The sequence below is a fragment of the Providencia rustigianii genome (genome assembly GCF_900637755.1).
GTDB classification, from domain to species: Bacteria; Pseudomonadota; Gammaproteobacteria; order Enterobacterales; family Enterobacteriaceae; genus Providencia; species Providencia rustigianii.
This window is the reverse complement of sequence record NZ_LR134396.1, coordinates 566,184-578,190: the sequence shown is the minus strand read 5'-3', so window position 1 is coordinate 578,190 and position 12,007 is coordinate 566,184. Positions and strand designations below refer to the sequence as shown.

The window sequence follows — 12,007 nt, the reverse complement described above, 5'->3', positions numbered from 1 at the left end:
ATACCATCCCAAATGCGACAAGTGTGCCCCTCTCGAAAATGATTTCGAGAGCATATATATTTGCAACCTATTGATAATCGATAAAAAACCGAATCAGCCCTTGATAACTACCCGCCTGAATCGGCTGTCCTGTCAGCTCTAACCGTAAGAAATAACGTAAGAAAAGTACTTTTTCTGATTTGTCTTGTCGTAAGACATTATCTGACAAGAGGTAGTATTGACCCGGTATCAGCGTGTTTAAGTGATTATCTAATACGGAGACAGCAAGCCCTTGAGATGCTCCCTGTAATACAAAGGCATCAATATGCTCAGCAGCTTGACCGACAAAACGAATTGACCAGGTTTTAGGATCGAGAGAAGAGTGCAAACTGCCACAATCACGAAGCTCAATAACAAAAGGTTGATTGTGCTGCTCTCGCTGAATTTTAGTTCCTAGCATCGTTAATGCTAATGGAGAAAAATCAATAGATTGGAAACGATTCTCTATCACCACAGAACAAGGGGTAGCGACAACGATCCCTTTGAAGGTTGTACTCGCGTTAAGCTCAATTTTTTTATTACTGGTGGCACTCGATATCACAGGACACAGCAAAATCACTGTGGTTATCAATCGTGTTAATTGGCGAGCTAGCCGTTGATAAACAATCACAATTCCCTCCCTCAATTCGATCAGTGATACCGCCAGCACACTGCTGACGGTATCTCCACACTCTTATTGATAAGTAATTCGGAAATTCGTGATGGCGCTGAATTTACCTTCAGTGACATCTTTAGTTGTATCAATAGCCTTAGCTAGTGCTTTGAATGATAAAGTATTATCACCTTTTTTATTGATGATACGTGACAAGATATCTTTGGCTTTACCAAATTCAAAGCCATCAATTGCAATACCTACGTTATTGAGATTACCTGGAGAAGTTGAAAGTAATGTATTCGTCGCATCGGCATAATTTTGCCCTGTAAACACAAGCTCCATTGATTTCACCACAGCAGGAGTACCGGCATCATCTTTAGTAAAGTCAGAAAAATCACAGCCCGTAAATTCAATATTAAAATCCACTTCGGCAGAGCGGCCATTTTCTAGCCCTCGACGAGATAGTTGCCCAAAATCTACGGTTTGTTTCAGTGATGACTGCCCAATATTACATGGCGACGTTACTACGGTTCCGATGAAATTAATTGTGCCTGTATTTTCTGCCATCACACCAAAAGATGTGACTGAGGCAGCCATAATTGTGGCTAATGCCAATGTATTTAGTTTCATAATATGACTTTCCTTTAATTTAAAAAATGAGGGAAACAAATATCACCATTAAAATAATTAATGGCATAAACAACATCTTAATAAAATAATTCAAGACATAACTATTGAATAAAAAACAAATTAAATTTCACTTATTGATCTTAATTTTAATTTTTCATAGTAAGAATATTTTGATTTTTTATCTTGGAATAAAAAATTATCCTGTCGCTTTATCTCTGCTATTTCATCAGAGTAATTAGCAATAACTTTAAAGAAAAACTCAGACCAATCTTTACCTAGCATATTTAGTAAAGCATCAAGAGTTTCAATACTAATACTGGTGATCCCTCTTTCATAGCGAGATACTTGCTGCTGGCTAATATGAAGCATTTTACCCAATTGCTCGCCCGTTAAAGAACTATTTACTCTAGCATCCCGTAAAAACAAACCCACTTCTTTACGTAATAAAATTTTATTTTTAATCATATTAAAACCAACGTTAGATAGCTTTAATTTTATTTATTCACAGAGAGTCCATAACAATGAATAAACAGCTCAATAAAAAATGGATATATCCGAATTGCAGGAAACATAATTTATTAAAATATAGATACAAGGAATAACACTGTAAATACGTTTATATCGATCGAATTTATATAATTCAATAGCTAATGCCTATCGAATTAATTTATTTGTTTTCTATTGATTGATTTAAAAAATAAAATATCCATTGATTACATACAATTAAATAGATCTTGTGATAATATATAATTAGCTAATTATAATTAATATCATGCGCTATAAATAAAAAAATGAATAAAATCATTATTAATTTCATAAAGGTTTAAAGTTGTTTCTGGCGTGATTTTATTCATAATATATCTGCTCATCACACCATTTCCGGCTCCAATTTCAGCAATATTAAGGCAATCTTCCCAATCTATATTACTAACCATCGCATCACATAGCCAACGAGAAGATGGGAATAATGAGCCCATTTTAGTTGGTGATATCATGAAATTTTTTATATACAACTGATAATGACTTATTTTAAATAGAGAAGGTGGCTTCATATTTTCACACCTTAATCAGAAGTATTTTCAATGTGCTATCTATTTTCTAGTCCACATTCACTACAGAATTTAGCATCCATACTTAAAATCGCTCTACACTGACTACACTTCGTCACCTTTTGATATTGCCTATTTACTTCATGGTTTTGCTGGGAGATACAATCATCATCTTCTCTGTATCTTTCTCCATGTTTTGAACTATTTCCATGTTTTGAGTAACCATAGCCCGAGCTATCGCCGCATCGAGAATCTCGACCATATCTTGAATAACGAGAATTCCTACCCAAACTAAATAACCAATTGAAAAATGACATAATGTAATCCTCCATTGCTATTACTGACCTTAGTATAAACCTTGGAGTTAACACCAAACTCAATAGAATATTTTAATTATTACACTAATAAACTATTCATTACGTAAACTGAATCACGTTATCACTAAACTTGCCTGAAACTATTTTTCTATACAAAAAAATGGCTTAAGTTTCCTTAAGCCATTTTTATTAATCTAGTCTACACTAATGCTTCGAACTCTTATTATGGTTAAGGGTTTCTTCTTTAAGATCAAGCTCATCACGTAAACGGTGATACACTCGCTCATTAATATTCTTCCCTTTACGCATCTGATATAACGCATCTCGTTTCGCTTTCAATGCAGAGCCCGACATTGAGCGTTCCATCTCAATCATTCTATGTAAATCAAATACATCAGATTCAGTTTCATCAGAGTTATCTAAACGTCGACCATAAATCTCTAATAACTGAGCCCCCACTTCTGTACGCATCGCAATTTCATCAACATCTTCTGAAGGGTGGTTCATTAGCTCCCGAATATGTGCCATTGCGGCTTCATTCAGTGCCAGACGAGCACGAATTTCATCATTATCATAGGGTAAATCTTGCACTAAACCTTTAGTTAAAATCGGCAACGCAATGCTGGCAATAAGCAATGAACATAGAATAACCCCCATCGCAATGAAAATTGCCACGTCACGGTTAGGGAATATTGAGCCATTCGGCATCAATAATGGCAATGTCAAAATACCCGCTAGCGTAATCGCACCACGCACGCCTGCGGTTGCCATCACTGCCATCATACGAATACGAACTTCATCCGCCTGCTTACCACGACGACGATTATGGAATACCGTTAACGTCATCGAAATCCATACCCACGCAAAACGCAACGCGCCTAATGCCACGGTAATAATACCGACATAGACAAATAGCATCCACGGATGACTGGCTCCTGCCGCTTCTGCAACCTCCGGCATATTAGTCCACATTCCCGGTAGCTGCTCACCTAATAGAATAAAGATCATCCCATTTAAACCGGTTTGTACCGTATCCCATACAGCCTTGCTCTGCATCCGAGTTGCCGCTTGCATACGTCCTGCAATTTTCTCGTAGTGCATTGCAATACCCGCAACAACAGCAGCAAGAATACCGGAAACATGCAAATGTTCCGCTAACAAGTAAGCCGTAAATGGCATTAACAAGCTGATCATAATCTGAATCGAGGGTTCTTCACCGGTCCGTTTCACCAAAAATTGGTTAATCCAGCCAATCGCCCATGCCACCAGTAAGCCAATCGCGATCCCGCCAAATGCCACCAAAACAAATTGCCCAGCGGCGGATGTCAGTGAAAATTCCCCTGTCAGCGCCGCAACAACTGCAAAACTAAAGCACACTAAACCCGTTGCATCGTTAAGCAGTGATTCACCTTCTAGAATATGCGCCATACGCGATGGTAAAGGTGAATTCACGGTCATTGCAGAAACCGATACGGGGTCTGTTGGCGATAAAATTGCCGCCAGCGCAAACGCCACCGCTAACGAAAATGTCGGAATTAACCAATGAATAAAGAAGCCCATCCCAATAACGGTGACGACGACTAACCCAATAGCTAGCGATATAATCGGTTTAATTTCTTGAAATAAGGCTTCTTTGGGAATTCGCCAGCCATCAAGAAATAGTAAAGGAGGAATAAATAGAAATAAGAATAAATGCGGTTCGAACTCTACCGTAAACCCATAAAACGATAAGGCTGCACCTAACGCTATTTGAATAATAGGTAACGGAATAATATCTTTAAGTAAGCGTGAAACAAAAACGCTCACCACCACTGCAAGTAAAAAAACGAGTACAAGTGTCACTACTGACATTGAGTGCTCCAGTATGGTTTATCTATTAGTTTTCTGTCTTGCAGTAAATAGATAAATCAAATCAATGTAAAGTAGCAATTTATAATCTTTTAAAAATAACCAGAAAATCAAAAACAACCATATCAATCATTGTGTTACAGGATATTACTCAATTTAAAATACGTCATAGAAATAATGAATATCTCAATGTTTTATAAGGCTTAAATAATAGCTTTACTGGCAAACGATTAAAACACATCAAAAACAGATAAATCCTACCATTTCATGGTGATTTACTTATTTAACTTCAGGGCTGTGTCTATCAATAAGCTCCTGCAAAATCTGTTTTAACATTTTACTTTTTCGTGTACCTAAAGGTGCTAATACTAATTTTTCATGCTCTTCAGCCGCCACTAATAATCCTTCCACTAAAGCAACTCCGCTTGATGTCACACTGACTAGTGTAACCCGGCGATCGCTGCCTGTATGGTTATTATGACGGATAACATGCCCCTGCTGTTCCAATCGTTGCAGCACTCGTGTGATAGTCGGTTGCTTACTGACAGTTTTTTGGGAAAGTTCAGTTATCCCCATCGACCCGTTATTCGCCAACGTCGACAACACTCGCCACTCCAATACTGATAGCCCATGGGCTTCGACCACCGCATGAAATTCAGATGATACAAGCATCCACGCCTGCCCCAATAGGGCAGGCAGATAATTATCCACGAAAACTTTTGATTCAGGCATCAGTTCCTCATGTTTAGCTTCAAGTTTAATCACACTGGAAGCTAGCAGAGTAGCAGAAGGAAACCTAACTCTTAACATAATTTAACTAAAACTTTCCGCTAAGTAATGAACCGAAACCATCCACGCGGGTATCCAGCCCCAGCTTCTTCAACATCATGTAAGTGGTTGCTACCGATGATGATAAAACGGGCAGCCCAACTCTATCTTCAATTAATTGAATTGATGGCAAAGAGGGCATTTGGACACAAGCGGAGGCAACGATAACATCCACATTGGTATTGAGTTTTTTGGTGATCTCCACAGGCGCTAATGGATTTTGTCTTCCCACTTCGAGATTGTCAGGAATTTCGAGAGAAATACTGTCAACAACCTCAATACCTTCACTTTCAATGTAATCAATCACCAACTGAGTTAACGGCTTCATATATGGCGTTAGGATAGAGACTTTTTTCGCCCCAATCGCATGTAGCCCATCAACCAATGCCCCTGCACTGGTGACAACCGGAGCTGGGTGACCATTATCGATGGTACGTTCGTGAAGGCGCTTTTCCGATATACGGTGATAACCTTTTCCCATACTCATGATCGCAACTAAGCAAGCGTAGCCTAAAACATCAACATCTGCATCAGATAGCTCAATCGCACAGCGGTCACTGTCAAAATCCATTTTTGCCAGCTCATCTTTGGTCACTTTTTGCATACGCATACGACTGGAATGAAATGTAAAACGTTCGGCAAACATCGCTTCACGAGCACGTAAAATTGCTGGAATCTCTGTTTCCATTGTCGTGTTGGATGAAGGCACTATCTGCCCAATACGAAAAGTGCGCGCTAAAGTCATAGTCCTTTCTCCAGAGATTGCTCATCTGCTTCGGCAAATTGGTTCAATTCATCCACATTCTGCCCACTATCATGAAAACGAGCTGCAGTCAGTGGGCGACGATTAACCTGTAAATCAAAGATATCAAAGCGGTTATAATGCCCCGTAATATCGTGCATCTGACGTGGCTGAATACAGCGATTTAAATCAATTTCACCATAAACAATCCCTTCTTTATCTATCAGTGGTTCACCCACTACGCGTCCATCTGGACCGATAATGCCGGAAAATGCACTATTAGGACGCGCGAGCAATTCACGAGATTCCGGATGAGAATCTGCCATCGCCTCAATAATTTCATCAGAAACTGTTGAACAAGAAACAACGGTGAACACTTTCCCTTCAAAGCAGTGTGCCGACGCTCGTAGGCGAATGGCCTCTGCCATGTCGTAATCTTTTGGCGCAACGGGTAAAGCGATATAACTCGCGATATGCACTAACTCCCCTTGAGCCAATAATGAGAAACGTGCCAACGTATTGGTATTCTCCCCACAAGCCAGCGCTCCCAAAGGACCAATACTGGTTTGGTGGACTTTTAGTGACGACGCATCCCCATTTGCCCACGTTAATTTCTCAGCCCAAGTCGGAACTAATTTACGGTGGCGACCGAGAATTCGCCCTTCATCCGAGATAGTCACAAGGGTGTTGTACAAAGTAGCAATTCCGTTGGGATTACGTTCATTCACCCCAATCACCACATTAATATGGTGACGAGCCGCAGCTTGCGCAATGCGCTTAATTTCTGGCCCCGGAACTTCAATCGCTGATTTGCACAATTTTTCAAACCATGGACTACCATCGATAGGGTTCATCACCCAGCTCCAATAAGGGTAACCAGAAACAAAAACCTCGGGAAATGCCACTAACTTAGCCCCGTTATCTGCCGCTTCTTCGATTAACCGGCACACTTTGTCGACCGTTGCGTTGGTATCGAGGAAAACAGGCGCGGCTTGTACCGCCGCCGCCTTAAACTGAGGTAGATTTAACATACTTTTATCTCCCTTGGGTTATACCGCAACCACTGGATGACGTAGCTCACCAATTTTTTCCACGTAAGCTTCAATCACATCTCCTGGCCATACCCACTCTTGTGGAGAACGCCCAGCACCAACGCCTTCAGGAGTCCCCGTGGCAATGATATCTCCCGGCTCTAACGTGATGCCTTTGCTGATATCTGCAATTAATGCGTTAACATTGAACAGCATATGACGAGTATTGGAATCTTGTTTAGTCACACCATTCACTTTCAGACTCAAATTAAGGGAATGAGGGTCGGGAATTTCATCTGCGGTGACAATGCAAGGGCCAAACGGCGCATAGGTATCTTGCCCTTTCGAGTAAATCCATTGGCCTGCACGGCGGCAATCACGCGCACTCATATCGATCATGAGGCTATAACCAAACACATAATTCAGTGCGTCTGCTTCAGAAACCCCTTTTGCACGAGTTCCCATAATCACCGCTAATTCCACTTCCCAATCTAATTGCTGCGTGATCTGGCTGTTATGCTCAATCGCATCACCCGTCCCAATCACCGTTGTTGGCGGCTTAGAGAAAATAACAGGCTCTTTAGGTAATTCTTTCGAGGTATCCAAAGTACGGCTAGACTCAGCAACGTGTTCAACATAGTTCAGACCGATCCCGAAAATATTTTTTCTTGGACGTGGAATTGGCGCTAAAATTTTTACGTTCTGTACTGGCCATGCAGTTCCCGCAGGGAATTGACCTTTATGTGCGTTTAATAATTCAGTACCTGCACGGATCCCTTGAGGACCTAAATCAATAAATTCCAACATATTGTCTGGTAAATATTGGCCGTTTTCTTCAGCAAGTCTCGCTAAATCAACTACTTGGCTATCAACGATCGCACCTAAACGTGCTGCTGCGGTAACATCTGAACGGTAAGTAATAAGACGCATAATTCTTCTCCTTGTGTCAGGTCGATATGCCTGACTGAAATCTTCACGTAAATAGTTAGAATAAATAATTAGCCAATAACTTTTTGGTGCCCGTCATTTTCCACTAATGCCTCTTCATAATAGAGGCCAAGGGAGTTCATCACTGGCAGGTCGTTAAAACAGAATAAGCAAGCATCCTCACTTTGCGAGGTATTCACATGCTCATGGAACATCCATGACGGCACACAGAAAATATCCCGCTCTTGCCAGTCAAAGCGTTGCCCATTGATAACCGAATAACCCTTTCCTTTCGCTACTTGGTAAATAAAGCTGCCTGTATGGCGATGGGCTTTACCCACAAAACCTGGGCGCAGCAACTGCATACTCGCTCCAATCGTTGGCATCACTGGCCCCCCGGTTAACGGATTGGTGTAGTGCATCAGCACATCATCAAAGGGTGAGCCCTCGCTAACTTTTACTGCACGTTGTAGCGCTTCATAAGTCGGCCCCCATTGATACTTGAACAGGGGTGAATAAGGTTTATCCCAGCCAATATGCTGTGGGCGCAATGCCGTTCCGCCCCACATACCCACTGGGTAATCAACCGGACGTGTCTGCACTTGATTTAAATCTGGATGCACTTTATAGAAGCCAGCTTCCATCGCATTGACTAAGGGAATGTCGAGCCCATCTTGCCAAATGCACGGTAAGCCATCCTCTGCAACACCATGCTCATGCCAAGTTCCATTCGGTGTCAGCACAAAATCATTGGCTTCTAGCATCATTTTTTGCCCTTCAACAATGGTATAAGCTCCACGCCCTTCCATAATGAAACGCAATGCTGATGAAGAATGCGCATGTGCTGATGCCGCTTCTCCTGGATGCATAACTTGTAATCCGGAATACAACCAACCCACCGCTGCCGCGACATCTTGACGACCAGGATTGTTGAGATAGATAACCCGGCGGCCGGCTTTTTCTGGCGTCACTAAATCCACTGAACGTAAAACATGTTCCCGTAAATCTTGGTAGCGCCATAACACGGGCACCGACTGGGATTTTGGCTGCCACGGCTCAATCTTGTTAGCAACCGTCCATAATGCGCCAGTTTTTAATTCATCTAATTGCTTGTAATACGCCAACAATTCAGGAGTGTCGGCCACATCTGCGCGTCCTGCGACATTTTCTCTATACTGTTCATGGGACTGAGTTGTCATCGGTTTTAGCTCCTATATAGCTAGCGCAATTAGCGACTTTTCGATTGTTGGATCAATTGCTGGCGACCATATTCATATGGCGCAGGCCAATTTACGGTATTCCATCCAAAGCGAGCACATTCATGAAGTAACCAAGCAGGGTCAGCAAGCAATGGACGAGATAGAGCGCAAAGGTCTGCACGCCCTGAAGCGATAATGCTGTTGACCTGATCCGCATCAGTGATTGCACCAACAGCAATCACTGGAACCGAACCTTCATTACGAATTCGATCTGCCATTGGGGTTTGGTACATGCGCCCATAAACAGGTTGTTGCAGAGGCGAAACTTCGCCCGATGAGCAGTCAATGATGTCAGCACCAGCTTGGTGTAAAGCTTTCCCAATCAAGACCGCTTCATCAACCGTGGTACCGCCCTCAACCCAATCAGTTGCAGAAATACGCACTGAAAGCGGCTTACCCTCTGGCCATACTTTTCTTACTGCACTCACTACTGCCAATGGGAAACGTAGGCGATTTTCCAGTGAGCCACCGAAACCATCGGTACGTTGGTTCGTCAATGGTGAAATAAAGCTGGATAATAGATAACCGTGCCCTGCTTGCAGTTCCAACCAGTCAAATCCAGCCTGATCCGCGCGCTTTGCCGCCGCAACAAATTGGTCAATTATTATTGCCATTTGCGCTTCAGTCAGTTCCGCAGGCGTATCTGAAATATTCGGTAAGTAAGGTAATGGTGAGGCAGAAACCAATGGCCAATTACCGTGTTTCATTGGATGATTTTCTTGTTCCCAACCACGTTGAGTTGAACCTCTACGCCCTGCATGACCGAGTTGAATACCCATTTTTGCATCCGTTTTTTGATGCACAAACTGAGTCACATTTTTCCATGCAGCGACTTGCTCATCATTCCAAATTCCTGGGCATCCCGTTGTCACCCGAGCCTCTGGAGAAATTGCAGTCATTTCAGTCATGATCAGGCTCGCACCGCCAAGAGCACGGCTCCCGATATGGACTAAATGGAAGTCACTGACAACCCCATCGGTTGCGCAATACAATAATGTTGGTGAGGCAATCACACGATTTTTCAATTCCAAATCACGCAAACGATAAGGCGTTAACATCGGCGCGATTTTTTGGTTAGTAACATTCGTAGGTAATCCTGATTTTTCGGCAAACCAGTTTTCGTAATCCGTTAACCAACTGCCATCGCGAACGCGTAAATTTTCGTGGGAAATACGCTGAGAGCGGGTCAATAATGAATAAGCAAATTGCTCTGGGTCGAGGTTTTCATAGCGCTGAACATTTTCAAACCACTCAGTTGAGTTACGTGCCGCATTTTGGATTTTCAATACTTCAACACTACGAACTTTTTGGTAATGCTCTAAGCCTTTGCGCAAATCACCCTGAGTGGTTTTTAAACTTTCACACAACTCGATAGCGTCTTCCAATGCGAGCTTAGTTCCTGAACCAATTGAGAAATGTGCGGTATGGGCAGCATCTCCCATCAGTACGACGGGTACGTCTTTGTTTTCAGCTGGTTGAGTCCAATGCACCCACTTATCACAAATAACACGAGGAAAACGGATCCAAATGGCGGCACCACGCAGATGAGCAGCATTAGCCATCAATTTTTCCCCATCAAGCCATGGCGCAAACAGTTTTTCACAGTAAGCGACGCCATCCTCTTGGGACATTTGGTCAATACCGGCTTTTAACCACGTTTCTTCCGTCGTTTCTACGATAAATGTAGAAAGTCCATCTTGGAATTGATAAGCATGAACTTGGAACCAACCATGTTCATTTTCAGCAAAAATAAAGGTAAATGCGTCGAAAATCTTTTTAGTTCCTAACCAAACGAAACGGCAACGACGCTGATCGATATCCGGTTTAAAGATATTTTCATAACGAGTGCGCACCGCACTGTTGATCCCATCTGAAGCAATGACTAAATCTGCGTTATATTGGCGAGCAATTTCTTGGTCATCTGTCACTTGAGTTTCGAACACCAGTTCTACGCCCACTTCAAGACAACTATCTTGCAAAATATTGAGTAATTTTTTACGCCCGATCCCGATAAAACCGTGTCCGCCACTGCGATTACAGCTACCTTTAAAATGAATGTCGATATCATCCCAATGGCTAAACTCTGCGCTGATAGTTTCTGCTGAAACAGGGTCTGCTTTGCGTAAATTGCTTAATGTGGCATCCGAGAACACCACACCCCAACCAAAGGTGTCATAAGGGCGGTTACGTTCAACCACCACAACACGATTTTCTGGGTTCTGTAATTTCATCAGCAACCCGAAGTAAAGCCCTGCGGGACCGCCGCCGATACAAACGATATTCATGGAATTTCTCCTTTAATGACGTTTTGCCATTACACAGGTTGCTGCTGGGTTAAGGCGCTATACAGTGCATCAGGAATAGGGATCGCCTGATGCGTGATAAGGGATGTCGTGACATAGGTTTGAGTCACTTGCATACGTAATTCACCGTCGAGGCTGATACAACGTTGGCACAGAGTCAGTGATTTACTTCCTATACGCTCAACTTGTAGCTCTAGCTGGACATCGTCCCCCATACGGCTAATCGCTTTAAAATCGGCTTCTAAATGAACGGTTGGTAAGCCAAAACGCTGGTCGAGAATGTAACCTGCAAATCCTTCAGGAAGCAGCTCATCGAACCAACGTTCAATCAAGTTGTTAAACATCACGAAATATTGTGGGTAAAACACGATCCCTGCGGGGTCACATTCTGAAAAATGAATCCGATGTTCCCGTGAAAATTTCAGTAAGCTCATGATGT

At 42.4% G+C, this 12,007-nt stretch carries 12 protein-coding genes; all 12 read right to left on the bottom strand.

Annotated elements, in window-relative coordinates; translation table 11 throughout:
- Positions 1 to 67 precede the first annotated feature (67 nt).
- The 12 genes from EL244_RS02605 to EL244_RS02545 all read right to left on the bottom strand — a co-directional run bounded on the left by EL244_RS02605 (position 68) and on the right by EL244_RS02545 (position 12,002).
- Positions 68 to 688 carry a fimbrial protein gene (locus tag EL244_RS02605; protein WP_232004562.1) on the bottom strand — a complete coding sequence of 207 codons (621 nt, stop codon included), beginning with the start codon at positions 686 to 688 and terminating at the stop codon, positions 68 to 70.
- A gap of 24 nt (positions 689 to 712) precedes the next feature.
- The gene (locus EL244_RS02600) at positions 713 to 1,264 is read right to left on the bottom strand and encodes a fimbrial protein (RefSeq protein ID WP_006815998.1); all 552 of its coding nucleotides are present in this window, start codon (positions 1,262 to 1,264) and stop codon (positions 713 to 715) included.
- 120 nt (positions 1,265 to 1,384) lie between these two features.
- A complete protein-coding gene (locus EL244_RS02595; RefSeq protein WP_126458524.1) occupies positions 1,385 to 1,729 on the bottom strand; it encodes a helix-turn-helix domain-containing protein in 345 nt (114 codons plus the stop codon).
- Between the two features lie 305 nt (positions 1,730 to 2,034).
- Positions 2,035 to 2,316, bottom strand: coding sequence for a hypothetical protein (locus tag EL244_RS02590; RefSeq protein WP_126458520.1), 282 nt, complete (start codon positions 2,314 to 2,316; stop codon positions 2,035 to 2,037).
- 518 nt (positions 2,317 to 2,834) lie between these two features.
- Positions 2,835 to 4,481 carry a Na+/H+ antiporter gene (locus EL244_RS02580; protein ID WP_115163934.1) on the bottom strand — a complete coding sequence of 549 codons (1,647 nt, stop codon included), beginning with the start codon at positions 4,479 to 4,481 and terminating at the stop codon, positions 2,835 to 2,837.
- Positions 4,482 to 4,757: 276 nt separating this feature from the next.
- Positions 4,758 to 5,210, bottom strand: coding sequence for a MarR family winged helix-turn-helix transcriptional regulator (locus EL244_RS02575; RefSeq protein ID WP_039855745.1), 453 nt, complete (start codon positions 5,208 to 5,210; stop codon positions 4,758 to 4,760).
- Between the two features lie 85 nt (positions 5,211 to 5,295).
- Positions 5,296 to 6,051 (bottom strand): maleate cis-trans isomerase family protein, encoded by a 756-nt coding sequence (locus tag EL244_RS02570; RefSeq protein ID WP_006816006.1) that lies wholly within the window; start codon positions 6,049 to 6,051, stop codon positions 5,296 to 5,298.
- Complete coding sequence (locus tag EL244_RS02565; protein WP_006816007.1) at positions 6,048 to 7,079, bottom strand: carbon-nitrogen hydrolase family protein; 1,032 nt, start codon at positions 7,077 to 7,079, stop codon at positions 6,048 to 6,050. Before EL244_RS02565 ends, EL244_RS02570 begins: the two co-directional genes overlap by 4 nt.
- Positions 7,080 to 7,097: 18 nt before the next feature.
- On the bottom strand, positions 7,098 to 8,009 hold the full coding sequence (locus tag EL244_RS02560; RefSeq protein ID WP_126458514.1) for a fumarylacetoacetate hydrolase family protein: 912 nt from the start codon (positions 8,007 to 8,009) through the stop codon (positions 7,098 to 7,100).
- Positions 8,010 to 8,077: 68 nt separating this feature from the next.
- Positions 8,078 to 9,205, bottom strand: a complete 1,128-nt coding sequence (locus tag EL244_RS02555; RefSeq protein ID WP_112836089.1) for a cupin domain-containing protein — start codon at positions 9,203 to 9,205, stop codon at positions 8,078 to 8,080.
- Between the two features lie 29 nt (positions 9,206 to 9,234).
- A complete protein-coding gene (locus tag EL244_RS02550) occupies positions 9,235 to 11,550 on the bottom strand; it encodes a bifunctional salicylyl-CoA 5-hydroxylase/oxidoreductase (protein ID WP_126458511.1) in 2,316 nt (771 codons plus the stop codon).
- A 29-nt stretch (positions 11,551 to 11,579) separates the two neighbouring features.
- Positions 11,580 to 12,002: an acyl-CoA thioesterase gene (locus EL244_RS02545; RefSeq protein ID WP_039855749.1), complete on the bottom strand. Its 423-nt coding sequence runs from the start codon at positions 12,000 to 12,002 to the stop codon at positions 11,580 to 11,582.
- Between the last annotated feature and the right edge of the window lie 5 nt (positions 12,003 to 12,007).

Bases quoted from the DNA above. Each gene is read 5' to 3' on its own strand.
- EL244_RS02600 (WP_006815998.1), bottom strand. From the start codon at position 1,264: ATGAAACTAAATACATTGGCATTAGCCACAATTATGGCTGCCTCAGTC.
- EL244_RS02595 (WP_126458524.1), bottom strand. From the start codon at position 1,729: ATGATTAAAAATAAAATTTTATTACGTAAAGAAGTGGGTTTGTTTTTA.
- EL244_RS02590 (WP_126458520.1), bottom strand. From the start codon at position 2,316: ATGAAGCCACCTTCTCTATTTAAAATAAGTCATTATCAGTTGTATATA.
- EL244_RS02580 (WP_115163934.1), bottom strand. From the start codon at position 4,481: ATGTCAGTAGTGACACTTGTACTCGTTTTTTTACTTGCAGTGGTGGTG.
- EL244_RS02575 (WP_039855745.1), bottom strand. From the start codon at position 5,210: ATGCCTGAATCAAAAGTTTTCGTGGATAATTATCTGCCTGCCCTATTG.
- EL244_RS02570 (WP_006816006.1), bottom strand. From the start codon at position 6,051: ATGACTTTAGCGCGCACTTTTCGTATTGGGCAGATAGTGCCTTCATCC.
- EL244_RS02565 (WP_006816007.1), bottom strand. From the start codon at position 7,079: ATGTTAAATCTACCTCAGTTTAAGGCGGCGGCGGTACAAGCCGCGCCT.
- EL244_RS02560 (WP_126458514.1), bottom strand. From the start codon at position 8,009: ATGCGTCTTATTACTTACCGTTCAGATGTTACCGCAGCAGCACGTTTA.
- EL244_RS02555 (WP_112836089.1), bottom strand. From the start codon at position 9,205: ATGACAACTCAGTCCCATGAACAGTATAGAGAAAATGTCGCAGGACGC.
- EL244_RS02550 (WP_126458511.1), bottom strand. From the start codon at position 11,550: ATGAATATCGTTTGTATCGGCGGCGGTCCCGCAGGGCTTTACTTCGGG.
- EL244_RS02545 (WP_039855749.1), bottom strand. From the start codon at position 12,002: ATGAGCTTACTGAAATTTTCACGGGAACATCGGATTCATTTTTCAGAA.